Annotated in this window: 26 protein-coding genes; 13 read left to right on the top strand and 13 right to left on the bottom strand. The window is 60.7% G+C overall.

The window, feature by feature from the left end; translation table 11 throughout:
* Positions 1 to 14 precede the first annotated feature (14 nt).
* Together B8V81_RS00885 and B8V81_RS00880 are read right to left on the bottom strand one after the other, a co-directional pair.
* Positions 15 to 929 (bottom strand): NADP-dependent oxidoreductase, encoded by a 915-nt coding sequence (locus B8V81_RS00885; RefSeq protein ID WP_101807437.1) that lies wholly within the window; start codon positions 927 to 929, stop codon positions 15 to 17.
* Positions 926 to 2290, bottom strand: a complete 1365-nt coding sequence (locus tag B8V81_RS00880) for an MFS transporter (RefSeq protein ID WP_101807436.1) — start codon at positions 2288 to 2290, stop codon at positions 926 to 928. The genes B8V81_RS00885 and B8V81_RS00880 overlap by 4 nt, the downstream gene beginning before the upstream one ends.
* Positions 2291 to 2437: 147 nt before the next feature.
* Here B8V81_RS00880 and B8V81_RS00875 point away from each other — a divergent pair, with 147 nt between their 5' ends.
* Positions 2438 to 3301: a LysR family transcriptional regulator gene (locus B8V81_RS00875; protein ID WP_101807435.1), complete on the top strand. Its 864-nt coding sequence runs from the start codon at positions 2438 to 2440 to the stop codon at positions 3299 to 3301.
* Here the strand turns inward: B8V81_RS00875 and B8V81_RS00870 are convergent.
* Positions 3289 to 3627 carry a winged helix-turn-helix transcriptional regulator gene (locus tag B8V81_RS00870; RefSeq protein ID WP_101807434.1) on the bottom strand — a complete coding sequence of 113 codons (339 nt, stop codon included), beginning with the start codon at positions 3625 to 3627 and terminating at the stop codon, positions 3289 to 3291. The genes B8V81_RS00875 and B8V81_RS00870 overlap by 13 nt on opposite strands.
* Positions 3628 to 3769: 142 nt before the next feature.
* Between B8V81_RS00870 and B8V81_RS00865 the strand changes: the two genes are divergently transcribed.
* On the top strand, positions 3770 to 4411 hold the full coding sequence (locus B8V81_RS00865) for an NAD(P)-dependent oxidoreductase (protein WP_101807433.1): 642 nt from the start codon (positions 3770 to 3772) through the stop codon (positions 4409 to 4411).
* Positions 4412 to 4470: 59 nt separating this feature from the next.
* Here B8V81_RS00865 and B8V81_RS00860 read toward each other — a convergent pair whose 3' ends face one another.
* Positions 4471 to 5079: a CGNR zinc finger domain-containing protein gene (locus tag B8V81_RS00860; protein WP_180968342.1), complete on the bottom strand. Its 609-nt coding sequence runs from the start codon at positions 5077 to 5079 to the stop codon at positions 4471 to 4473.
* A 159-nt stretch (positions 5080 to 5238) separates the two neighbouring features.
* On the opposite strand from B8V81_RS00860, the gene B8V81_RS00855 reads away from it, so the two are divergent.
* From B8V81_RS00855 to B8V81_RS00835, 5 genes are all read left to right on the top strand, one after another.
* Positions 5239 to 6513: an MFS transporter gene (locus B8V81_RS00855; RefSeq protein ID WP_101807431.1), complete on the top strand. Its 1275-nt coding sequence runs from the start codon at positions 5239 to 5241 to the stop codon at positions 6511 to 6513.
* Positions 6514 to 6599: 86 nt separating this feature from the next.
* A complete protein-coding gene (locus B8V81_RS00850; protein ID WP_101807430.1) occupies positions 6600 to 7796 on the top strand; it encodes an MFS transporter in 1197 nt (398 codons plus the stop codon).
* A 169-nt stretch (positions 7797 to 7965) separates the two neighbouring features.
* Positions 7966 to 8553 (top strand): TetR/AcrR family transcriptional regulator, encoded by a 588-nt coding sequence (locus tag B8V81_RS00845; RefSeq protein WP_244912682.1) that lies wholly within the window; start codon positions 7966 to 7968, stop codon positions 8551 to 8553.
* 23 nt (positions 8554 to 8576) lie between these two features.
* Positions 8577 to 8999, top strand: coding sequence for an SRPBCC family protein (locus tag B8V81_RS00840; protein WP_101807683.1), 423 nt, complete (start codon positions 8577 to 8579; stop codon positions 8997 to 8999).
* Positions 8992 to 9372: a VOC family protein gene (locus tag B8V81_RS00835; protein ID WP_101807428.1), complete on the top strand. Its 381-nt coding sequence runs from the start codon at positions 8992 to 8994 to the stop codon at positions 9370 to 9372. The genes B8V81_RS00840 and B8V81_RS00835 overlap by 8 nt, the downstream gene beginning before the upstream one ends.
* Positions 9373 to 9374: 2 nt before the next feature.
* Here the strand turns inward: B8V81_RS00835 and B8V81_RS00830 are convergent, their stop codons facing one another.
* From B8V81_RS00830 to pnuC, 3 genes are read right to left on the bottom strand one after another with little or no spacing between them, the layout of a single operon-like run.
* Positions 9375 to 10283: an NUDIX hydrolase gene (locus tag B8V81_RS00830; protein ID WP_425320478.1), complete on the bottom strand. Its 909-nt coding sequence runs from the start codon at positions 10281 to 10283 to the stop codon at positions 9375 to 9377.
* Positions 10280 to 11302 (bottom strand): AAA family ATPase, encoded by a 1023-nt coding sequence (locus B8V81_RS00825; protein ID WP_101807427.1) that lies wholly within the window; start codon positions 11300 to 11302, stop codon positions 10280 to 10282. Before B8V81_RS00825 ends, B8V81_RS00830 begins: the two co-directional genes overlap by 4 nt.
* Positions 11299 to 11979: a nicotinamide riboside transporter PnuC gene (gene pnuC / locus B8V81_RS00820; RefSeq protein WP_101807426.1), complete on the bottom strand. Its 681-nt coding sequence runs from the start codon at positions 11977 to 11979 to the stop codon at positions 11299 to 11301. The genes B8V81_RS00825 and pnuC overlap by 4 nt, the downstream gene beginning before the upstream one ends.
* Before the next feature lie 201 nt (positions 11980 to 12180).
* Here pnuC and B8V81_RS00815 point away from each other — a divergent pair, with 201 nt between their 5' ends.
* A complete protein-coding gene (locus B8V81_RS00815) occupies positions 12181 to 12513 on the top strand; it encodes a DUF1904 family protein (RefSeq protein ID WP_101807425.1) in 333 nt (110 codons plus the stop codon).
* Positions 12514 to 12522: 9 nt separating this feature from the next.
* Here B8V81_RS00815 and B8V81_RS00810 read toward each other — a convergent pair whose 3' ends face one another.
* Positions 12523 to 12717, bottom strand: coding sequence for a hypothetical protein (locus B8V81_RS00810; protein WP_101807424.1), 195 nt, complete (start codon positions 12715 to 12717; stop codon positions 12523 to 12525).
* A 31-nt stretch (positions 12718 to 12748) separates the two neighbouring features.
* On the opposite strand from B8V81_RS00810, the gene B8V81_RS00805 reads away from it, so the two are divergent.
* Positions 12749 to 13705: a DMT family transporter gene (locus B8V81_RS00805; RefSeq protein WP_101807423.1), complete on the top strand. Its 957-nt coding sequence runs from the start codon at positions 12749 to 12751 to the stop codon at positions 13703 to 13705.
* A 34-nt stretch (positions 13706 to 13739) separates the two neighbouring features.
* Here B8V81_RS00805 and B8V81_RS00800 read toward each other — a convergent pair whose 3' ends face one another.
* The 4 genes from B8V81_RS00800 to B8V81_RS00785 all read right to left on the bottom strand — a co-directional run bounded on the left by B8V81_RS00800 (position 13740) and on the right by B8V81_RS00785 (position 17669).
* Positions 13740 to 14429 (bottom strand): hypothetical protein, encoded by a 690-nt coding sequence (locus tag B8V81_RS00800; RefSeq protein WP_101807422.1) that lies wholly within the window; start codon positions 14427 to 14429, stop codon positions 13740 to 13742.
* 70 nt (positions 14430 to 14499) lie between these two features.
* The gene (locus B8V81_RS00795) at positions 14500 to 15906 is read right to left on the bottom strand and encodes a sensor histidine kinase (protein WP_244912702.1); all 1407 of its coding nucleotides are present in this window, start codon (positions 15904 to 15906) and stop codon (positions 14500 to 14502) included.
* Positions 15907 to 15923: 17 nt separating this feature from the next.
* A complete protein-coding gene (locus B8V81_RS00790) occupies positions 15924 to 16622 on the bottom strand; it encodes a response regulator transcription factor (protein WP_101807421.1) in 699 nt (232 codons plus the stop codon).
* A 366-nt stretch (positions 16623 to 16988) separates the two neighbouring features.
* Complete coding sequence (locus B8V81_RS00785; RefSeq protein ID WP_101807420.1) at positions 16989 to 17669, bottom strand: DUF4386 domain-containing protein; 681 nt, start codon at positions 17667 to 17669, stop codon at positions 16989 to 16991.
* A gap of 62 nt (positions 17670 to 17731) precedes the next feature.
* Between B8V81_RS00785 and B8V81_RS00780 the strand changes: the two genes are divergently transcribed.
* From B8V81_RS00780 to B8V81_RS00770, 3 genes are all read left to right on the top strand, one after another.
* Positions 17732 to 18571 (top strand): helix-turn-helix transcriptional regulator, encoded by an 840-nt coding sequence (locus B8V81_RS00780; RefSeq protein ID WP_244912681.1) that lies wholly within the window; start codon positions 17732 to 17734, stop codon positions 18569 to 18571.
* 117 nt (positions 18572 to 18688) lie between these two features.
* Positions 18689 to 19555, top strand: coding sequence for a metallophosphoesterase family protein (locus B8V81_RS00775; protein WP_101807418.1), 867 nt, complete (start codon positions 18689 to 18691; stop codon positions 19553 to 19555).
* A gap of 66 nt (positions 19556 to 19621) precedes the next feature.
* Positions 19622 to 20602, top strand: a complete 981-nt coding sequence (locus B8V81_RS00770; RefSeq protein WP_101807417.1) for an NAD(P)-dependent alcohol dehydrogenase — start codon at positions 19622 to 19624, stop codon at positions 20600 to 20602.
* 39 nt (positions 20603 to 20641) lie between these two features.
* Here B8V81_RS00770 and B8V81_RS00765 read toward each other — a convergent pair whose 3' ends face one another.
* The gene (locus B8V81_RS00765; RefSeq protein ID WP_101807416.1) at positions 20642 to 21004 is read right to left on the bottom strand and encodes a helix-turn-helix domain-containing protein; all 363 of its coding nucleotides are present in this window, start codon (positions 21002 to 21004) and stop codon (positions 20642 to 20644) included.
* 132 nt (positions 21005 to 21136) lie between these two features.
* Here B8V81_RS00765 and B8V81_RS00760 point away from each other — a divergent pair, with 132 nt between their 5' ends.
* Positions 21137 to 21775 (top strand): nitroreductase family protein, encoded by a 639-nt coding sequence (locus tag B8V81_RS00760; protein WP_101807415.1) that lies wholly within the window; start codon positions 21137 to 21139, stop codon positions 21773 to 21775.
* Positions 21776 to 21905: the final 130 nt, after the last annotated feature.

Below are 21905 nucleotides of genomic sequence, written 5' to 3'. Positions count from 1 at the left end.
CGGACGGTCTCGGCTCAACCGATGGCGAGCACGATCTTGCCTCGGCCATGCCTCGTCTCGATCAGCCGGTGGGCGTCTGCAGCCTGCTCCAGCGGGAACGCCTGCCGGATCTGGATGCGCAGCTTGCCCTGGCTGTGCAGCTCGACGAGCTCGGCCAGACGGGCGGCGCTGCGCTCGCCGCGGACGACGCGCAGGCCAAGCTCCTCGATCAGGTCGTAGGCGGCGAACGTGCAGATCCGGGATCGATCTGCGACCAGCTCGACCGAGGCGCGCGCCGCCTCCGCTCCGGCCGTATCGAACGCCGCGTCGACGCCGTCCGGCGCCAGCGCCCGCACCCGCTCGACAAGCCCCTCTCCGTACGTCGTCGGGATCGCTCCGAGCGAGCGCACGTAGTCATGGTTGGCCTCGCTGGCCGTGCCGATGATCGTCTTGGCTCCCCACTCCTTGGCCAGCTGCACCGCAAAAGCCCCCAGCGATCCGGCCGCGCCATGGATCAGCACCGTGTCGCCCGGACCGACGCCGATGGCTTTCAGGGCGATATGCGCCCCTTGGCCGTTGCCGGTCAGCCCGCCGGCCTCTTCCCAGGTTATGCTGCTCGGCTTGCTCACGATCTGATCGGCGCCTACGACAATGTATTCGGCGTAGCTGTTGAGCAGGCTGAAGCCGAGCACCTCGCTGCCGACGGAGAAGCCGGCCACGCCCTCGCCGACTTGATCGACGATGCCTGCGAACTCGTTGCCCGGAATCTGCGGCAGCCGGATGTCGGCGCCTTGCGGCGTCCATCCGCTCCTCACGCTGCAGTCATAATGCTGCACCCCGGCCGCTTTCACCTTGACTCTCACTTGACCCGGTCCAGCCTGCGGATCGGGAAACGATATGACCTCCATTACTTCGGGACCGCCGACCGAACGGAATGCGGCTGCTTTCATTGTAAGCTCCTCCTTTGTCGATCCATCTGCATGAAATAAAACGTCAGAATGCCGAGATGCAAAACCGCCAAGACCAAGTAAAGGTTGCTGTAGACAGCCGCTCCTGCATGGTGGTGGAGCGGGTTCCACTGGCTGACGGCGCCTTGATCGACGACCTTGCCGTACACCCCCGCCGCGATGGCGCCGGAAATGAAGTTCAGCATCGCCAGCAGGCCCATGCCGACGCCGGCCTGCTCTTGCGGCAGCGTTCGGGAAATCGCATTGGACAACGCCATGTAGAGGAACGATTGCCCGACGTTGCCGAAGATCAGCATCCCGGAGAAGAGCCAGGCCGACAGGCCCGCGAACGTGGACAGCAGCAGGAAACAGGCCGTCACCAGCGCCGAGCCCAAGTAAAAGAGCGCGGAAAAGCCTTTCTGATCGGCCAGCTTGCCGCCCTTGCGCCCCAGAGCCGCCGTCACGGCCGCGGCCGGCACCAGCGCGAGGCCTACCCAGCCGGGTTCGATCCGATTGACATGGGTCAGCAGCTGCGGGCTGAGAAAGACAAGCGAATACCCGATTCCCGTCGCCAGGAAAGCGATCGTCAGCCCGAGCGAATACCTGCGGCTTCGGAACAGGTCCGGCCGGATGAACGGATCCGGCACGGAGCGGATCCTCGCCACGAACAGGACGAACAAGAGCACGCAGCCGGCCGCCGGCAGCCACGCTTGGCTGGCAATCGCGAGCAGCAGCAAGGCGACCGTGCCGGCAAGCAGCCCGCCTCCGAGCCAATCCAGCCGGCGCGCATCCCCGGGCGTTTCATTCAGATACTTGCGGTAGGAAGGCAGCGCCAGCAAGGTAAGCAGCGGCATGCCGAACAGCCAGCGCCAAGGAACGGCGCTCACGAGCAAAGCGGCGACGGCCGGCCCCAGGGCGCTGCCGAGCGCAAGGCCGGTCATCGAGATGCCGAGCGCGCGGCCGCGGCTCTCCGGCGGGAAATACCGGACGGGGATGATGCCGGCCGTGGCGGGAATGACTGCCGCGCCGGCGGCTTGCACGATTCGGCCGAGCAGGACGGTCTCGAACTGCTGGGACAGCAGCCCGATGGCCGAGCCGAGCGCGAACAAGCCGAGGCCGAAGGCCAGCAGGTTTTTGAGCCGATACGTATCCGCCAGCTTCCCGTACATCACCGTTCCGACCGCATAGACCAGCAAGAACGCGGAGGATACCCAGCTGACCTGCGACAAGGAGAGGGTGAACTCGGCGGCGATCTCCGGCAGCACGACATTGAACATCGTCGCGCTCATGACGGAGATGGCCAGCGTGAAGGCCAGAATCCGAATCAATTTCTCGCCCGCTTGCCGCTGGACGGCGCCTTCCATGGAGCAGGCCTCCTTTGGTACCGTTTTGCGCAATTCCAGTTGATTCCCTTGCATGCTTTATTTTACAATCGCGTATAGATAAACGAAAATATATCTTAAACCATATCATCGATATACTCCGGTATATGACTCAAAGGAGGGACGCGCATGGAGCTGCTGCAGCTGCGGTATTTTCGAACGGTGGCTCGGATGGAGCACATGACCAAGGCGGCGCAGGAGCTGATGATCGCGCAGCCTGCGCTGAGCAAGACGATTTCGAGGCTGGAGGAAGACGTGGGGGTTCCGCTCTTCGATCGGCACAAAGGACGGATTCGCTTGAATCCGTTCGGAAAGGCGTTTTTGGACAAGGTCGAGCAGGCGCTCGATTTGCTGGAGGACGGCAAGAAAGAAGTATCCGAGCTGGCGGGACTTGAGCAAGGGAGCATCCATCTGGCGACCTCGACGCTGGACCGGATCTCGGATGCGCTGGGCGAGTTCCTCGCGCTTCATCCCGAAGCCCATTTTCGGATCACCCAGACGTCGATGGAAGAGATGGAGCTGTTGGTGGAGGAAGGCGGAGTCGATCTGTGCTTCACGGCGCTGCCGATCCGCCGGCCCGACATCAGCTCGGTATCCATCATGAAGGAAGAGGTGTACTTGGCCGTTCCCAAGGGGCACCGGTTCGCCAGCAGGAAAAGCATCCGGCTCAGCGAGGTGGCGGAGGACCCGTTCATCGGGTACAAGGAAGGGTTTCCTTTTCAGAAGATGAACGATCTGTTGTTTCGAGAAGCCGGCATGGCGCCTGCCTTCGTCTGCCGCGTCGACGAGCCTGCGAGCATCGCCAGTCTCGTCCGGACCGGGCTGGGCGTCGCGCTCGTCGGCAATTGCGGCGGCCCGAACGCGCAGATGAGCCTGCTGCAGATCGAGTTCCCCGTCTGCCAGCGCCATTTTCAGCTCGCCTGGCACGAGAAGCGGTACCTCTCCCTCGCCGCGCGCCGGTTCCGCGACTTCCTCATCGACTACTTCGCCTGATTCCTTCTCCACTCCCCGATGCTGTCCAGGATGGGGAGGAAGCTTCGGCCCTGTTGCGTGAGCGAATACTCCACCTTGGGCGGCACTTCGCGATACACCTCTCGATGCACCATCCCGTCCTGTTCCAGCTCCCGGAGCTGGCTGGTCAGGATGCCTTTGGAAATGCCCGGCACGAGCCGCTGGAGCTCCCCGAACCGTCTCGTCTCCTTCAGCTGCCACAGGATGATGAGCTTCCACTTGCCCGCGATGACGTTCAGCGCATCCGTCACGAGACAGAGCTCCCGCTTCTCCTCCGGGACCTCGCCCTTGAAGGTCGTTCTTGCCATATCGATCTCTCCTCTTCATGGTCTTAAAAAGGCGACTAGGTACTCTAAATGTGCCTACTAGTCCTTTTTGAACTAATGCCATAGTATAGGATCAGATTCTTGTCCACAATCTAATCCTATTGCCTATAGAGGAGGAACCATCATGAATATCGCCATCATCGGAGCAAACGGCGTATCCGGAAGCCTGATCCTGAACGAAGCGGTCGACCGCGGCCATGCCGTCACCGCCATCGTGAGGGATGCTTCCAAGATCTCCGCCGACAACGTCGCCGTCATCGAGAAGGACCTGTTCGACCTGACCGGCGCCGATCTCCGCCCCTTCGACGTCGTCGTCAGCGCCTTCAAGGCGCCGATCGGCCAAGAGTCGCTGTACCTGGACTCGAGCGTCGCCCTGGCGACAGCCTTGAAGGACGCGCCGGACACGAAGCTCGTCGTCGTAGGCGGCGCGGGCAGCCTGTATGCGGATGCCGACAGCACGACGCTGCTGATGGATACGCCGGACTTCCCGGACTTCGTCTATCCGACCGCCATGAATGCCGGCAAGCAGCTGGAGCACCTGCGGCAGTCCGATTCGATCACGTGGACCTACATCAGCCCGGCCGCGTTCTTCGATCCGGAAGGCCCGCGCACCGGCTCGTACCGCAAAGGCAAGAATCACGTCATCCCGAACGCTCAAGGCAACAGCTACGTCAGCTACAACGACTTCGCCATCGCCGTGCTGGATGAGATTGAGCATCCGCAGCATGTGAACGAGCGGTTCACGGTCGTCAGCGACAGCGAATAAGGAAGGGCACGGAGGCGCTCCCATCGCGGAGCGCCTTTTTTATTTCCGTTTTCCACCGCTCACTTCGTCTTCTTCCGGTAAAACCGCTTGGCCTTCTCCTTGTTCCCGCAATCGTCCATCGAGCACCAGCGGCGGCTATGGTTGCGGCTCGTATCCAGAAACAGCCAGCCGCAGGCATCGGCCCCGCACAGCTTCAATCGGGCCAGATCCGGAGACAGCAGCAGGTCCGCGGCCGAGCGGACCACAGGACCGAGCATGCTGTCCATCTCCACGCGCTCCGGGCGGAAGGGCATCGAGAATCGGTTCGCATCATCCGCGATCAGCTTGAACTGCTTCCCGGATCGACTTAGATAAAGATTGATCCGCTCCATGTCTTCCGCCGGAGCCCGTTCCTTGCGCACGACGGAGCACAGAACTCGGAACAAGGCTTCCCGCAGCTCGACGGCTTGTCCCAGCACCCGGTCCGCCTCTTCCGGAGCTTGCCCGGCCAGCTGCAGCAGCTGGTCCCTCTGCCGCTCCTCGTTGAGAGCTCCGGCTTCATAGCTCCAGTTTGCCAAGCGGGTGTAGTCGGTCAGCCACTCATTCGGATGGTCTCCGGTGTGATAGCCCACCGTATTGACAAAATCCAGGCACAAGCGTTCATCCAGCCTGTAAAAAGTCCTCGTCATGCCTTCCTCCCCCATCGCAATACTAACCCCCTAAATCATTATTGACAGTTAGAAGCAACCCTTTTATACTCTAACCACGATTCAGTGTAACCCCTATACATAATTTTAGAGGGTTATAATTACGACGTCAATGCACGGCATTGGCCCAGGAGGCTCTTGATGTCTACCCATCATCGAAAATTAGGGTTCAACGGCTTATGGAAGGACAGCGACTTCATGAAGTTCTGGTCCGGGGAGACGCTGTCCTTGTTCGGGGTTCAGATCACCAGCCTCGCCATCCCGCTGGTCGCGGCAGAGACGCTGCAGGTCACTCCGGCCCAGATGGGCCTGCTGAATGCGGCGCAATACCTGCCGTTCCTGCTGATCACTCTGTTTGCCGGCGTGTGGATCGACCGCAACCGCCGCCGCCCCGTATTGATCGCGGCCAATGCCGGGCGGGCCCTGCTGCTGGCTCTGATTCCGCTCAGCTTTCTGGGCGGGTGGCTCCAGGTGGAGCATCTCTATCTCATCGTGTTCCTGACGGGCGTGCTGACCGTATTTTTCGACCTGGCGTATCAATCCTATCTCCCCTCCCTGGTCACCCGCTCGCACGTCGTGGAAGGGAACAGCAAGCTTCAGCTGAGCGCCTCCATGGCTCAAGTCAGCGGGCCGGGACTGAGCGGCGCCTTGATCTCCATCGTGACCGCGCCGCTCGTCATCGGCATCAACGCCGCGACTTATCTCATATCGGCGATCTTCATGGGGACCATCCAAAGGCCCGAGCCGATTCCCCCTCCCCCTGAAGCACGGGCTTCCGTTCTTGATGACATCCGCGAAGGCATCGGCATCGTGTTCCGCAATCCCTACCTGCGGGCCTTGGCAGGAGAAGCCGCGACGTACAATCTGTTCAGCCAGGTCAGCTGGGCGGTCCTGATCCTCTATCTGACGCGCAGCCTCCACATCGGCCCCGCGCTGCTGGGCATCATCCTTTCCGTTTCAAGCATCGGCGCTCTTCTCGGATCGCTGGCCGCAGGCCGCATCCACGCCCGCCTGCGCACCGGCTCCGTCCTGCTGGGATCCATTCTTCTGGCCTGCATCGCTCCGCTCCTCGTTCCGCTAGCCAGCGGTCCGTTGCCTCTGTCGGTTCCCTTGCTGATCCTTTCCTTTTTCCTAAGCGGATTCGGGGTGGTGATCTCCAATATCCACATCATCAGCTTGCGCCAGACCGTCACGCCGGAGCATCTTCTGGGCCGGATGAACGCGAGCTACCGTTTTGTCGTGACGGGGACTGCGCCTATCGGCGCGCTGCTGGGGGGCTGGCTCGGGACGGGGATCGGACTGCGGCTGACCTTGGCCGTAGGCGCAGCCGGCACCTTGGCCGCCGTGCTCTGGATCTTCTTTTCTCCTGTGCCGCGATTGGATGGATTGCCTGACGGAATCGAGGGCAGGCCTTGACCGCAATCCGCCTTTCATGACAGGAGCTGTCACCAATAAGCCTTACGATAAGGAAAACCCATTCTTATCATAAGGAGTGATTCGCCGTGAGCAAGCATACGCTGCTCTTCTTCCTCATCCTGTTCATGATCGGGACCGATACGTTCATCATCTCTCCCTTGCTTCCCACCCTGCAAGGAGAATTCGGCGTCCCGACCTCTCAGGCGGGATGGATGCTCGGCGCCTACACGCTCAGCTCCGCCCTGTTCGCCTTGATCGCAGGACCCCTCTCCGACGGCTGGAACCGGAGGACCGTGCTCCTGTGCGGCTTGACCGGATTCGCCGTCTCGACGGCTTTATGCGGCTTGGCGGAGGATTTCTGGTCGATGTGCCTGTTCCGCTTCCTCGCCGGGGCCAGCGCGGCGTTCACCGCGCCGCAGGTGTGGGCGTCCATCCCGGCGGTCGTGCCTCCGGCCAAAATCTCGAAAACGATGGGCATCGCCTTCTCCGGACTTGCCGCCTCCCAGGCGATGGGAGTTCCGCTCGGCAGCTGGCTCGCGGGCTCGCATTGGTCCGTGCCGTTCTGGACGATCGCCGGAGCTTCGCTGCTGCTCGTCGCCGCCGCGTATGTCCTGCTCCCGGACATGAAGCCCGACCTCGGCAAGGCCAAGGCCGGGAGGATCTCCATCCTCGCCCGCTATGTTCCTTTGGCGAAGAGCGGCAAGGCCAGGAGCGGCTTCCTGTCCTACCTGCTCCTGCACCTCGCTGTCGGCACGTCCTTCGCCTTCCTCGGCAAATGGATGGCCGACCGCTTCGGCCTGCCGGTCGAGCAGATCGGCACCGTCGTCATCTTCCTCGGCGTCGGCAACCTGCTCGGCAGCATGGTCAGCGCCTACCTCACCCGCCGTCTGGGCGTCATCCCGACGATCGCCGGCGGCATGGCCGCGCTCGTCGCGCTGTACGCGGCGACTCCCTATGCGGACAGCATCCTCGCCGTCAGGCTCGCCTATCTCGTCCTGTTCACCACGCTCGGCATCCTCTTCCCGATCTTCATGCTGACGCTCACGTCACTTGACCCCTCCATCCGAGGGACGATTTCCAGCCTGGCCAACTCGACCATGAACGGCGCGAACACGCTCGGCGCCTGGATCGCCGGGCTGCTCTACATGCAGGCCGGGGGCTACGCCGCGGTCGGAATCTTCTCGGCCGCCTGCATCGCGCTATCGCTCGGCGCCTTGCTGCTGGGCGGCACGCTGCAGGCCAAGCCGGCCTCATCGGATGCGGAGTCCTCGGCCTCGGCATGAGGATCGGGCGAAAAGCGGGACGATGGCGTATGGCCCTTCAGAAAGCGGCTTCCCTCGGGAAGCCGCTTTCGTTCGTCGGAATGGACTTGACGGAAGCGGGGGCCGTCGGTTATTCTAATGTTAGTTACCACTAACTAACATAATCATGACGACAAGGTGGCTGAGACCGTTGACGAGTTCAGACCCTACGGACACGCGCGACAAGCTGATGCAAGCCGCCATCGAGCTGATGGCCGAGAACGGGTTCAAGGGCGTGTCCACCAAGCAGATCGCCGCAGCGGCGGGCTTCAGCGAGATGACGCTGTTCCGCCAGTTCGGCACGAAGCGGCATCTGATCGCAAGCGCGGTTGAACGCTACCATTACGGTCGGGAGATGGCCGGCCTGTTCACAGGCGGCTTCGCATGGGATCTGCGATCCGACCTCGGCCGGATCGGCCGCGCCTATCAGGAGACGATGGAGCACAACCGCAAGCTGTTCCTCGTCGTCCTGAAGAGCGACGAGCTGGCCGACATCCGCGAGGAGGCGAACAAGCAGCCCCGCAAGCTGCTGGACCTGCTGACGGACTACTTCGCGGAGATGAAGAAGCGCGGCAAGCTGATCGACACCGACGCCGAAGCGCAGGCAGCGGCGTTCATCTGGATGAATTACGGAGCGTTCATGTCCGGCTTGTTCACCCCGTCGCCGTTCAAGCCGGACGCCCAGGCCGCGTTTCTCGCGAGCGGCATCGAGCTGTTTGTCCGAGGCTTGACCCCTTAATCCGAGGAGAGAGGTGCTTGAGCATGAGCAGAAGAACCGTAGGCCAGACGGCATCGGCCGGCTACCAGATCGGCGTCCGCCGAACGCTCCCCGCCGGCAGCGAGCGGATCTGGAGCTTCCTGACCTCGCCGGCTGGCCTGAAGCTGTGGCTGGGCGAGGTTCCGCCCTTGGCCCTTCAGGCCGGGGAAGCCTTCACGGCGCGGAACGGCCTCAGCGGCGAGTTCCGGGTCGTCAAGCTGGGCGAGCAGCTCCGCTTGCGCTGGCAAAAACCCGACTGGCCGGCTCCATCGACGCTGCAGATCCGGCTGCTGCCTGCCGGAGAAGGCAGGACGACCGTAAGCTTCCACCAGGAGAAGCTGGATCATGCCGGCACCCGCGAGGCCATGAAGCAGGTTTGGGAAAACGTCTTGGACGAGATGAAAAAGGAGCTGACCAAGGATGAATAAATACAGCCATGTCGATCTGCGCGTGAACGAGCTGGAGCGCGCTCTGCCTTTTTATGAAAAGCTGCTGCCCGCGCTCGGCTTCGTCCGGACCTTCCACAGCGCCGACTGGCGCGTTTTTGCCGGCGAAGGAGAGCTCCCGCAAGCGCCCTATGTCGCGATCACGGAAGATCCCGAGCATCGCGCCAACGCCCATCTGACCGGATTCTGGGCGGACAGCCGGGAGGAAGTCGACCGGCTGGCCCGGCTGGTCGCCGAAGCGGGCGGGACGGTGGCCGACGGCCCGAGGCTGTTCCCGATCAGCCCGACGTATTACGCCGTCTTCTTCGAAGACCCTTGCGGCAACAAGTTCGAGATCGTGCACCGCCTGAACTAGCGTCAGACGCCTTCCCAGTTCCTCCGGAACAACCGGGAAGGACGATGCCCGGCATGGTCGGCATAATGATCGGTCTCCGTGACGAGATCGGCGACCTTCCGCCGGAACGCTGCCTTGAGCAGCTCCTTGCCGAGGATCACCTCATAGACCTGCTGCAGCTCCGTCAGCGTGAACCGCCCGGGCATCAGGTTCAGGGCGATGTCGGTGCCGTTCGTCTGTTCCCGCAGCCGCTCGATGGCGCAGGCGATGATCTTGGCATGGTCGAATGCCAGCCCGTCGTTCGATGCGATCGAGTGGACGACGGACGTGGAGGTCGGCTTGGCCGTCACGGTCCGCTCGACGACCGCCGTCAGCTCTTCCTCCTCCGTGCGCAGCTTGAGCTCGCAGGTCCAGGTCTTGACGCAGCCTTCATCGAGCTGTTCCTTCTGCTCCCGCAGGAGGCGATAGCCGACCTTGAACCAAGCGGCCTCCTCGGCGTCGTCGCCCGCCTGCACCTGCACCCGGGCGCTGTCGATCAGCGCCATGTAGCTGCAGCTCATCACCCAGGCGCGCGGGTCGCGGCCGACCTCGGTAAAGGTCCCCAGCTGCTCCAGGTAGACGTCGCTTACGCCCGTCTCCTCGCGGAGCTCCCGCGCGGCGGCCTGCTCCGCCGTCTCGTCCGGCCGGACGAACCCGCCCGGCAGCGCCCATTTCCCCAGGAAGGGATGCCCTCCCCGGCGGATGAGCAGAAGGCGCAGCTCTTTTTCCGGAAGCTTGCGATAGTTGTCCGTCTCCGCGCTGGTGACGGTGAAGACCGCCATATCCGCCGCCACCGACGGCCGCTCGTACTCTCCCGGCCGGTATTGCTCCAGCCACTCTCGCTCCGTCCGTCCGTCCCGATCGACCGGCTCCACCGGCTCCACCTCCTTCATGCCTTCGTCCCCCGTCGCAGCGCGCCGAAGTAGTTGCCGTAAGGCTCGAATGCCTCCAGCACCTCGTCTACCGTCCGCATCCGCTCCTCCAGCGTTCCCCGGAGCGTGATGTAGGGAATCCTCCGCTCCTTCAGATCGCCGATGATCTGCTTGTGGAACACATGCCGCTTCTGGTCGCCGCTGCGGTCCCAGGTGTCGTCGTAAGGGATGTCGTCGTCGCACAGGAAGAACAGATCGTAGCGCTGCGCGTTCTCCAGAGCGATGCGCGTGAGAAGCTCCGGCGCCCGCCCGTGGTAGTCCAGGGCGAACATGTACGTCGTAATCGCATTCGTATCGACAAATAGATAACGATTTGCTTCCAGCAGTGCCTGCTCTTCCCGCTCGATATGGCCCGCGGCGATCTCGTCGAATGCCTCCAGGCCGATCCGCCGGTCCACCTGATGCTCGGTCCAATAATCCCGCCCGTATTCGCTGGCAAAGGCCGTTCCGTGCCTTTTGGCCAAAGCTTCCGTCAGGGTCGACTTGCCGGTCGACATCGCTCCCACGAACACGACCTTTACGATGAGGTCGCGATACACGAGATCGCTCACGAAATGCCGGTACCGATACGGATCGGAGCGGACCATCGTCGCCGAGACCGGCACCTGCCCGCGGGCTTCGTCGACCCGCCGGTCGACGGCCCCCAAGGCGAGGCTCATATGCTTGCCGTAGAACTCGCTCGAGTAGAAGTTGGTCACCTGCTCGCCCTTCAGCAGCCCCAGGATGTACTGCTCCTCCCGGATCTCATGCTCCCTGTCGTCCGAGTATCCGTCCGGTCCGTCCCAGGCTTCCACGACCCGGACGGACGGGTAGAGCTTGCGGATCCAGCCCGCCCGCACCTGGAGCGGGATCGGAGTGACCGTCGTCTCGTAGATGACCACGATCAGCTCGTCGACCTCCCGCAGCGCCGTCTCGATCATGTACTGATGCCCTTTGTGCAGCGGGGCGAACTTGCCGAGCGTAAGTCCGAGCTTCTTCATGCCGATGCCTCCTTGACCCCTTTGTTCCAATTGTAATAGCCGTAGGCCGCGTTCACCAGATAGGCGCTCCACATGACGATCATGAGCAGGCCGTCCGCGCTGCCCTCCAGCGTCCGGATGCTCCAGAGCAGCACCGTGAAGATGTTCAGCACGATGTAGAGCAGCCACTGCTCCTTGAACCGCCGCACCATCAGGATCGTGGCCGCGATGGACAGCACTGTCGTCAGGGCGTCGATGTAAGGCGAGTTCTGCGCCGGGATGAACGACAGGCCGAGTCCGAGCAGCAGGGTGCCGCCGATGCAGAGCGCTCCGATGAGGAGCAGGCTTCGGACGTCCATCTTCCGCATGGTCAACTGGCCGCCCTGGTAGTTCCTTCGCCACAGGATGAAGCCGACGATGTTCATCGGGACGAAGAACAGCAGATTGAGCATCACTTCTCCGAACAATCCGTTGCTGTAGGCCAGATAGGCGTAGCCGACGGTGTTGTACATGCCGAATCCGTAGCTCGCCAGCTTGCCCTTGGCCGTGAGCACGACGCAGAGCACTCCGGTCAGGAAGACCGTGAACCCGAACCACGAATCCTTGGACAGGACGGTAAAGCCGATCGCAACCGCCGTAAATAGAATCAACCAGGCCACTTCGAACCATCTCCAATGGCCTGCCTCCGCCTTCTTCATGACTCATCCCTCCGCTTTCTTCGCGAGCTGCTGTCCGTTTGTTGTTCGTACCATTTTGATATTTTCAATTTGTTACGATCAATATAGATCAACTTTCCTCCTCTTGCAAGCCTTTTTTTCCTTCGGCTTCCATCCTTGATCTTGAGCGGCTTTTCCGCGATAATGCCAGAGACATCTGCAAGGGAACAGGAGGAGGCCGAGATGCCGCAATTGATCTTCAGAGGAATTCCAGCCGAGGGCGTACGTTCCATCAGCAAGCCGCTTGTCGAGGAGATGGCCGCGATCTGCGGGTGCGGAACCGATAATTTCACCTTGGAGTGCCTGCATGTCACGGCCCTATTCGACGGCGAGTACACCGAGCCCTATCCCTTCATCGACGTGTGGTGGTTCGAGCGGGGAGACGAGGTCCGCGACCGCATGGCCGCCGCGATCGACCGGCATGTCCGGTCGCTCGGCATTCCCGAGCTGGAGCTTTCCTTCCGGGTCGGCCGCGAGGACAATTTCTATGTGAACGGGCGCCGGTACGAAGGGTAGCGGATGCATTCATCCGCCATAGGGACACAAAAAGAAGGCATCCTCGCGGATGCCTTCTTTTTGCTGCTGCTTTTCGCCTTCAAGCTGGACTACGGCCGTCCCGGCCTTCGAGCAGCTGTATCGGTACAGTCCGACGAAAAGCCGGTTGTTCGGACTGCCGACAGAACGTATCTTGAAGGCAACGGCCAAGACGTTCGCGAACACGCTGCCGGATCCAGGAAAGGAACGATCGACTATGATCCAAAAAGAGCTTCGGCTTTCTTATTTCTTTGCCGTATTGAATGCGGTCATCATCGGATTGTCCTTCTTGTTCGCCAAAATCGCGCTTGATCACGCCGGCCCGCTCGACACGCTGGCCTTCCGCTTCGCCTCCTCGTTCCTGGCGATGTCCGTGCCCGTGGCGCTCGGCTGGGTCAAGCTGGACTACCGCGGCAAGCCGGTCCATAAAGTCCTGCTGCTCGCCGCCCTGTACCCGCTCGGGTTCTTCACGCTGCAAGCGTTCGGGCTGCTGCATGCCACCTCGGCGGAGGGCGGCATCCTGTACGCCTTCACGCCCATCGTCACGATGATCGTCGCCTCGCTCGCGCTCAAGGAAACGACGACTGCCTTGCAGAAGGGGTCGATCTTCGTGTCCGTCTTCGGCGTCGTCTTCATCTTCGTGATGAAAGGCAGCCGGATCGACCTGTCGAACCTCGCGGGCATCTCCCTGCTGCTGCTGGCCTGCTTCGCCTTTGCCGGGTATACCGTCATGGCCCGCTCGCTGTCGAAGTCCTTCCGTCCTGCCGAAATGACATACTTCATGATGGGAGTCGGCTTCGCCGCTTTCCTGGTCGCCTCGGTCACGGACCATGCGGCTGCAGGTACGCTGGACCGCGTCTTCGACCCGCTCTCCAGCGGCGCCTTCGTCGGGTCCATCCTGTTCCTCGGCGTCGCGTCCTCGCTCGTCACGGCGCTGACCTCCACCTACATCCTCGCCCGGATGGAAGCCTCCCGCATGAGCGTCTTCGCCAATCTGTCCACGATCGTCTCCATGGCGGCCGGGGCGATCGTTCTCGGCGAGGAGCTGACGATCTATCATCTCATCGGATCGGTGATGATCCTGGCGGGCGTCATCGGGACCAACCGGCTCGGCCGAAAAAAAGCCGCTCCGAAGCCGGCGGCCGCGGTTCCTGCGGAAGCCGAGCCTCTCTAGCCCCGCGGGCGGAAGCGCGCGACTTGCCGCCGCTCTAGTCCAGAAGCGTCGTGATGCGGATGCTCTCTATCTTGGCGTCCTTGATGTGGAAGGTCATGTAGTCGACATAGTTGGCCGGCTCGTAGCGGAAATCGTCCTCTTCGTCCGCCGCGCCTTCGCCGATGAGGCGCCCCTCCGGATACGCCTCCTTGAGCTGGTCGACGCTGTCGCCGACCTTCACGTTCCGGATCGTCGCGTACTTGGGGTCGGTGATCTCGATGTTGAAGATGAAGAACTTCTTGCCCTCCGCGGAATTGATCGTCTGGATGACGAGCCCCGGATAGGCGTACGCGTTCTCCGTGAAGCCGATCAAGTTGTCGCGATTCGTTCCGTCGTTCTCGGCATACGTATGCGACTTCTTCTCTTCCGGCTTGCCGAGCAAGCTTTCCAGCTTCGCATCGTCCACGATGTCCTGCAGGGCGATGTTCTGGTCCTTGTAGACGAACGACAGCTCCTTCAGGACGACATTGTCCTCTTTTTCGATCGAGCCTTCCTTGATGACCTCGGAGCCGGGGCTGGCGGCCGGCGTTCCGCTCGGCGCCTCGGTCGGCGCTGCCGACGGCGACGGCGCGACCGCCGCCGATGTCGGTGCGGGCGCGTCGTTCCGGTTTTCCTGACAAGCCGCCAGGAGCATCATCAGAGCCGCTGCGAGCAGCAGCACGGCTGGTTTTCGTCTGTTGTTCATCCTATCTTCCTCCTGAATTCGTTTTGGGCACCGCATGAGGTCAGTATAGGAAAGACGTTTCGCAGACTCATCACAGACTTGTAACGGTCTTGTAACTTCCGGCCAGAGGCAGCGCGATGGAAACCGTCGTTCCCTCCCCCAGCCCGCTTTCGATCGCCAAGGAGCCGCCCGCTTTCTCGACGATCTCCTTGCATAGGGACAGGCCCAGCCCGGAGCCTTTGGCGGAGCTTGCGTTGCTCGCTCGGTAAAACCGCTCCTGGACGCGGGAGATCTCGTCCTCGCGGATGCCGATCCCCTGATCGCGGATGCGGACGACGGCTTCCTGCTGCCGGACATCCGTTTCGATCGATACCCGCGTGCCGGGGCTCGAGTATTTGACGGCATTGTCGATCAGGTTGGCGATGGCATGCGTCATCAAGAGCGGGTTCACCTCGACGAAAGCCCCTTTTCCCGGACTGACGTCCAGCGCGACGCCCTTGCTGTCCGCCTTGGAGCGCATGTCCGCCGCCGCGAGCCGGGCCAGCTCCGACAGATCGGCGCGTTCCGTGGCGATCCCTTCCGGTCCGGCCTTGTCGAACCGGGACAGCAGCAGCAGCTCGTTCACGAGCCGGGTCAGGCGATCCGATTCCTGAACGAGATGGGCATAGATCTTCCGCAGCTCCGGGTCCGACTGTTCTCCTTCGTGCAGGTACTGGGAGAAGCCCCGGATGGCGGCAAGCGGCGTCTTCAGCTCATGCGACACGTTGGAGACGAACTGCTTCTGGTGCTGGATGTAGCCGTTCAGCTGGACGCCCATCCGGTTCAGCCCGTCCGCCAGCATGCCCAGCTCGTCCTTGCGGTTCAAGGCGACCGGCTGGAACTGCCGGTTGGAAAACTTCTCGGTCGCGCCGAGCAGATCGAGGATCGGCCGGGTCGTCGTGCGGGCGATGAACAGGCTGGAAAGCGTGATGAGGATCAGGAATCCCCCTGCCCCGACGATCAGGATCGAACGAATCTGATCCAGGATGGCGTAGAAGTAGGAGAGGTCCTCCACGAACTCCACCACATAGCGGTTCTCGTAATACCGGTCCTGGATGGGCACGGCGAAATACAGCTTCTTCGACTCGGTCACCTTGTAGGCATAGTTGCCCTGCAGGGCTTTTTGGATGTTGTCCTGGAATATCAGCGGATGGCCGTCCTGGATGATGATGCCGTCCACCGCCAGCCCCAGCAGCTTCCGGTCGCGGTCGTAGATCCGCACCTCCTTGAAGGAGGCTTTCAGCGTCTCCAGGGCGCTTCTCGGCACATCCGCGGCCTGCCCCTCGCCTTCGGCCCGCTCCTGCTTGGCCATGACCTCGCGGAAGGACAGCTCGCTCAGATCCGCCTTTTCCATCATCTGCTTCTCGATCGTCACGAAGCTGAAGTAATCGATCGCCTTGTTCACGGATACCAGGATGACCGCAAAGGAGAGCACCGAGAAAAACAAGCAATACGCCATCAATCGCGCGGCATACTTCAGTCGGAGCCACCTCCCAGCCGGTAGCCGAACCCGTACACCGTCTTCACATAAGCGGGGGTGTCCGCGTCGTCCTCCAGCTTCTTTCTCAGCCGCATGATGGTCATGTCCACGCTGCGGCTGTCGCCCAGATAGTCGAATCCCCATACGAGCTCCAGCAGCTCGTCCCGGGTGAATACTTTGCCGGGCCTGCCCGCCAGCGTCTCCAGCAGCTTGAATTCCTTGGCGGTCTCAGAGACCGGGGCTCCGTTCTTGAGGACGGCTTTCGCCTCCAGATCGACCGTCAGCTCCCCGACCTGCACGCGGCCGCTTCCGTTCGGCGGGCTTGGATCGGCCCCCTCCTGCCTTCGAAGCACCACTTTGATGCGGGCGACAAGCTCCCGGTTGTCGAAGGGCTTGGTGACGTAATCTTCCGCCCCGAGCTCCAGCCCCAGCACTTTATCGATGATCTCGTTCTTGGCCGAGACCAGGATGACCGGGACCGCCTGCCGCTTGACGATCTCCTTGCACAGGTCGTAGCCGGAGCAGTCCGGCAGCATCAAGTCCAGCAGCACCAGGTCCGGCTGGAAGGCGTCCAGCTCGCTCAGCCCCTCGGCGCCGTCCTCCGCCGTCCGCACCTGGAAGCTCTCCCTGCGGAGCACCAGCTCCACCAGGTCCCGGATGGCTTCCTCATCGTCGATGACGAGAATCTTCTTCACCTGATCCCTCCTTCGGCAAGCACGCATGGGTGGCGCTTTTCGATGCCGAGCAATCTGTTCGCGGTTTGTTTCTCCTGCCGATGCCGCTGGCGGGACTGCCGTTCAAGGCTGGCAGGAGGAGTCGTTATTTTGTCTTACCCTGCGGGAGAGGAACTATTCAAGGCAACCAAAACAGGACCCTCCTTGGGCGGATGGTCCTGTTCCATGAGCGGGTACATGCTCCGTCCGCCTATTTGCGGGCCTGGAGCCAAAGCTTTCCGATACCCCGCCCGCTTCTCTGGTCGTTACAGGGAGAACTTCGAGACGGCAGCCTCTTGATGCGGACAAGCGCGGCGCAACCCTCTACCCTGCTTGCGTCTTGCCGCCTCATGCTTCCCTCACGCGGAATCCCTTTCTCATCAGCCACACCGCCAAGCTCATCTCATAGACGCCGACAGGCAGAGCCAGCAGCCCTTTGGCCGCGGAGTAGGGCTCGATGGCGCCGAACATCTCCAGCAGCCCCGCCGCGAACACCAGTCCCGCCGTCACCATGCCGAACCCGGCCAGCGGCCCGGGCACCAGCCTCGTCCGCACGAACAGGTAGCTGTACAAGGCCGTGTTGAGGCCGAGCATGAAGTTGGGGCCAAGCATCGATGTCCAGCGGTGGGTTCCTTGAAGCAGATACCCGAGCTGGAGAAGAATTCCTTGATCGGCCCCGGCGTTTGCCTCATAGTGGATACTGAGCTGCACCAAGCCCAGTATGGCCACCGCGCCGATGGCGATGAACACGGCCTCCAGGAATCGAAAGCACAGATAGCCCAGAGCCAGATGCTCGTTCCAGCGGCGGACGTACGGAAACAGCATGACCGCCGTCCCCACCGCCGACAGCACGAGCAGGAGATCGTTCAGTACGCCGGCCAGCACCGTGGCTTTATCTCCTTCCAAGACGGCCAAGTACCACTTTTCGTTCAATACAGGTTCGTAACAAAGAACGGCCACGATCGATGAAGCCGCAGCCAAGATATAGAGCATCCCCGCAACGAGGCCATTCCTTCTGTCTTGCGTCATTCCTTCACCCTCCTAGTCGATTGGAGCTGCCTATGGACCATCATGAGGTTGTCGAGCGAGCATTGATTCATATCGAAGAGCGCCTGGACCAGCCGCTGTCGCTGGATGAGGTGGCGGACGCCTTCCATTTGTCCAAGTTCTACTTCCATCGGCTGTTCTCGGCCATGACGGGCATCTCGTTGAATTCGTACATCCTCTCCCGCAGGCTCAACGCTTCCTTGCCGCTCATCCGGGAAGGCCGAACGTCCCTCACGGATATCGCATCCCAGCTCGGCTTCGGGACGCCCTCCTCCTTTACCCGCGCGTTCCAGCGCCGGTACGGGATCGCTCCAAGCTCGCTGAGGGCTCATCTTCCGCCTCTTCTTCCCGTCCCGATTCCCCCCCTCGTGCGGAGGCCCATCAAGAACATCAACGGCGACGTCGTGGCGGACTTCACCCTGACGGAGTTCGCGCCCATGCGGCTCAGCGGCATCGTCTTCGAGGTGGATCTGGCGTCCGACTACGAGGCGACGATCCGGTCCCACTCGAATCTGCTCCTGCAGGAGCTGGACGCTTCCGTCCAAGGTCCCTGCTACGTCGTCTATTCCAATTGCCAGCCTGACTCCACCCGATTCAATGTGCTGTGCGGCATTCCGCAGGAGCTCCGGATCGAGAAGCCGTTTTATTTCACCGTCGACGTGCCGCAGCTCTTCTGCGCCAAGTTCACCTATACCGGCGATCTCCTCGAGATCGGCGATGTCCTGAAGACGGATTACGCGCGGTTCCTGAAGATCTCCCGGCAAGAAACGGACGATTCCCATATCGAGCTGATCCAACGCTTCGACGATGTGCATGACCTGGGTTCGAGCTATCATATCTTCGCTCCGATCCAGAAGCTGCCCCTCGATTCCGAAGAGGAATAGCGCTCTTCCCATCGGACCGGGGGCACTCGGACCGGGTACGTTCAAGGTACCATCATCAACGAAGACGCACTTTCCCAATCTTGCTGTAAGGACAAAAAAAGGAAGAAGGGTCCAACCATGCCGATCGAAGCGGGAAGAAACCGAACCGAGGGCCTGCTGCTCCAATTCCAGGTCATCACCGATACGCATGTGAAGGCAGACCCCTTGCATCCGTACAATCGCAATCTGGCAAGGGCGCTCGAGGATATCGCACGGGAGGCGCCGGACAGCGACGGCATCATGCACGCGGGCGATATTACAGACCGAGGCCAGGAAGCGGAATATGCGGAGTTCAACCGGATCTGGCGGGAGCATGGAGCGGGATTGCCGGCCAGCTGCTGGGCTTCGGGCAACCACGATGTCGGCTTGGGCCACTGGCCGTCGCGTCTCGGGGCCTATCTGGACGCCACCGGGATGAGCGGGCCCTATCACGATCACTGGGTGAAAGGGTATCATTTTATCTTCCTCGGCACCGAGCAGGAATTGGAGCTGTTCTCCTTCTTGTCGGAGACGCAGCTGTCCTGGCTCGACGCCAAGCTGTCCGAGGGAGGCGACCCGGCTCGACCCGCCTTCGTTTTTTTGCATCAGCCGCTCAAAGACACCGTCGCCGGATCGTACGAGGCTCAGCGCTGGTACGGCGTCGTCCAGGACGAGGCCCTCAAGGAAGTGCTGTCCAAGCACAGGAATGCCGTTCTGTTCACCGGACACACGCACTGGGAGCTGGAGGCGTCCCATACGCTGTTCGACGCGTCGGACTCGCTGCCCCGCATGCTGAACGCCGCGTCCGTCGCCTACTTATGGACCGATGAAGACGAGCATAAAGACGGAAGCCAGGGACTATATATTGAAGTATATGCGGATCGCGTTGTCGTCCGGGGCCGGGATTTCGCCGCAGGCGAATGGCTGGACAAGGTCCGGTTCGAATGGAGCATTGCGGAGCACTGAAGGGAAGGGCAGCCTGTTCGGCAAGGCATGTCCGATTCTCGACGGCAAGCGGAAGGAGATCCCCGAATGAAAGCGATGGTCTACCGCAGCTACGGGACAACGAATGTCCTGCATCTCGAAGAACGGGACCTGCCTTCTGTAAAAGCAGACGAGGTCCTGGTCCGGATTCAGGCCGTGTCCGTCAATTCATGGGATTGGGATCTTCTTCGCGGCAAGCCCTTCCTGTCCCGTCTTGAAGGTCTATTCAAGCCGAAATACAGCATCCTCGGGGCGGATATAGCCGGAACGGTCGCCGCGGTAGGCAGAGACGTGACCGGGCTCTCGGTCGGGGACGAGGTGTTCGGAGACATCTCCTCGTGCGGATGGGGCGGGTTGGCGGAATATGCGAGCGTTCGAGCCGAGGCGTTGTCGCTGAAGCCTGCCTCCATGTCATTCGAGGAGGCGGCAGCGATCCCCCAAGCGGGCGTGCTCGCTCTGCAGGGGCTTCGCGATCGAGGGCAGATTCAACACGCGAAAACCGTCTTGATCAACGGCGCTGGCGGCGGCGTGGGCACCTTTGCCCTGCAGATGGCGAAATCCTACGGAGCCGAAGTGACCTGCGTGGACAGCACAAAGAAGCTGGAATTCCTTGCATCTCTTGGCGCGGACCATGTGATCGACTACGCGAAGGAAGACTTTACACGAAACGGACAGCGGCATGATCTGATCCTCGACGTGGTCGGGAACCGGTCTGTGTCCGACTACAAGCGTTCGCTGAATCCGAATGGAACTTATGTCATGATCGGCGGATCCATGTCCCTCATCCTGAAGCTCTTGCTGCTGGGACGCAGCATCAAGAAAAAAGAGAACAAGCAGATGACGATCCTTATCCATAAGCCCAATCGAAAGGACCAAGAGGTGCTGAAAGAGCTTTTCCTGGCCGGCAAGCTTGCCCCTGTCATCGACAAGCGGTATCCGCTCAGCCAGGCGGAAGAGGCGATTCGGTATCTGGGCGAGGGACACGCGATGGGGAAAGTGGTGGTTTGTGTCGGGGAGGGCGGGGATTAGAACGATTTCTCTCCTGGTGGGATTTCAATTTTGCCTCATTCAATGCTTGGAGCTGCAGCGGGTCTGGAAGTTGGCCTTGCCCTCCAGAACATCGACTAAAAATGTTTTGGATGCTTCCAATTTGGCCTCCAACTCTTGAATATAACTAATTTTGTCCTTCACCAGTGCTTTCTTTTCTTTCGCGGAACTTTCGTTTATAAGCACCAGTACTTCCTCGATTGTAAACCCTAGCGTGAGAAGCATTTTCACATCCTGCAAATACTCCACCACGTCTTTATCATAAACGCGATAATTATTCTCATCTCTTGCAATAAAAGGCTCTGGAATGAGCTGCTTGCGTTCATAAAAGCGTAGAGTGGATATCGGAAGCCCCGTCAGCTTGGAGACCTCATTTGCTTTCATAACCGATCCCCTTCTGAATTTGCAATGATCTGCATTTGCTATGAACCAAGGTTCATAGTTCATACTTGCACCATGATAACCGGAGACATCCATGCTGTCAAAACAACCGGTGCCATCAGAAGGAGAGATCACATGCTGAGCCATATCCAAAATAACGATTTTGCCGACATTGTTGCTGGCCGGCGTTCCGTAAAGCTTTATGATGAGAACGTCAAAATTTCAAAGGAAGAACTGCAGGCTATCCTACAAGAAGCAAGCTTGGCGCCTTCTTCTGCCAATATGCAGCCATGGCGCGTGATTGTCGTCCATACCCCTGAAGGGAAAAACAAACTTCGGCCTCTTGTTCATTCGAATACAAGGCAAAATGATACGTCTGCGGCAATGCTCATTATTTTGGGCGATACTCATAGCGAGCTATATTTAGAAGAAATTTATGATCAAGCTGTAGAATCAGGAAAAATGCCTAGTGATGTGCGTAATATTCAGGTCGCGCAAATCATGAGCATGTTTCCCCCATTGCCTAGGGAACTAAAAGTGGAGATCGCGAAAGTCGATGCCAGTCTATTTGCCATGCAGCTCATGCTGGTAGCCCGGGCGCACGGCTATGACACCAATCCTATGGGCGGCTTTGAACGTGATCAAGTTGTCCGCTCCTTCGATCTGGACGACGAACGGTACGTCCCCGTCATGATTCTCTCCATCGGGAAGGCCAAAGAAGCGGGCCATGAATCGGTACGCTTGCCTAGCGAGAAAATTACTTTTTGGCGCTAGCTTGCTCTCTTTTCATAAAAAAGAGAAAGTCGGTCCGTAATTCGGACCGACTTTTTTCTCGTATGGTTTTATCTAATCTTCGCTGCATATTTCCTGCCTTTATTATCACGGGCAGCGCCTTTCCCCTAGT

The organism is Paenibacillus pasadenensis (genome assembly GCF_002864175.1).
In the GTDB taxonomy this organism is placed as follows: Bacteria; Bacillota; Bacilli; order Paenibacillales; family Paenibacillaceae; genus Paenibacillus_O; species Paenibacillus_O pasadenensis.
This window is presented reverse-complemented; position numbering and strand designations above follow the sequence as displayed.

Coding starts and splice junctions, on each gene's coding strand:
- B8V81_RS00775 (WP_101807418.1), top strand. CDS start 18,689: ATGCCGATCGAAGCGGGAAGAAACCGAACCGAGGGCCTGCTGCTCCAA.
- B8V81_RS00840 (WP_101807683.1), top strand. CDS start 8,577: ATGAGCAGAAGAACCGTAGGCCAGACGGCATCGGCCGGCTACCAGATC.
- B8V81_RS00770 (WP_101807417.1), top strand. CDS start 19,622: ATGAAAGCGATGGTCTACCGCAGCTACGGGACAACGAATGTCCTGCAT.
- B8V81_RS00860 (WP_180968342.1), bottom strand. CDS start 5,079: ATGACGAGGACTTTTTACAGGCTGGATGAACGCTTGTGCCTGGATTTT.
- B8V81_RS00800 (WP_101807422.1), bottom strand. CDS start 14,429: ATGAACAACAGACGAAAACCAGCCGTGCTGCTGCTCGCAGCGGCTCTG.
- B8V81_RS00765 (WP_101807416.1), bottom strand. CDS start 21,004: ATGAAAGCAAATGAGGTCTCCAAGCTGACGGGGCTTCCGATATCCACT.
- B8V81_RS00760 (WP_101807415.1), top strand. CDS start 21,137: ATGCTGAGCCATATCCAAAATAACGATTTTGCCGACATTGTTGCTGGC.
- B8V81_RS00855 (WP_101807431.1), top strand. CDS start 5,239: ATGTCTACCCATCATCGAAAATTAGGGTTCAACGGCTTATGGAAGGAC.
- B8V81_RS00875 (WP_101807435.1), top strand. CDS start 2,438: ATGGAGCTGCTGCAGCTGCGGTATTTTCGAACGGTGGCTCGGATGGAG.
- B8V81_RS00885 (WP_101807437.1), bottom strand. CDS start 929: ATGAAAGCAGCCGCATTCCGTTCGGTCGGCGGTCCCGAAGTAATGGAG.
- B8V81_RS00815 (WP_101807425.1), top strand. CDS start 12,181: ATGCCGCAATTGATCTTCAGAGGAATTCCAGCCGAGGGCGTACGTTCC.
- B8V81_RS00805 (WP_101807423.1), top strand. CDS start 12,749: ATGATCCAAAAAGAGCTTCGGCTTTCTTATTTCTTTGCCGTATTGAAT.
- pnuC (WP_101807426.1), bottom strand. CDS start 11,979: ATGAAGAAGGCGGAGGCAGGCCATTGGAGATGGTTCGAAGTGGCCTGG.
- B8V81_RS00835 (WP_101807428.1), top strand. CDS start 8,992: ATGAATAAATACAGCCATGTCGATCTGCGCGTGAACGAGCTGGAGCGC.
- B8V81_RS00870 (WP_101807434.1), bottom strand. CDS start 3,627: ATGGCAAGAACGACCTTCAAGGGCGAGGTCCCGGAGGAGAAGCGGGAG.
- B8V81_RS00830 (WP_425320478.1), bottom strand. CDS start 10,283: ATGAAGGAGGTGGAGCCGGTGGAGCCGGTCGATCGGGACGGACGGACG.
- B8V81_RS00880 (WP_101807436.1), bottom strand. CDS start 2,290: ATGGAAGGCGCCGTCCAGCGGCAAGCGGGCGAGAAATTGATTCGGATT.
- B8V81_RS00785 (WP_101807420.1), bottom strand. CDS start 17,669: ATGACGCAAGACAGAAGGAATGGCCTCGTTGCGGGGATGCTCTATATC.
- B8V81_RS00795 (WP_244912702.1), bottom strand. CDS start 15,906: ATGGCGTATTGCTTGTTTTTCTCGGTGCTCTCCTTTGCGGTCATCCTG.
- B8V81_RS00865 (WP_101807433.1), top strand. CDS start 3,770: ATGAATATCGCCATCATCGGAGCAAACGGCGTATCCGGAAGCCTGATC.
- B8V81_RS00825 (WP_101807427.1), bottom strand. CDS start 11,302: ATGAAGAAGCTCGGACTTACGCTCGGCAAGTTCGCCCCGCTGCACAAA.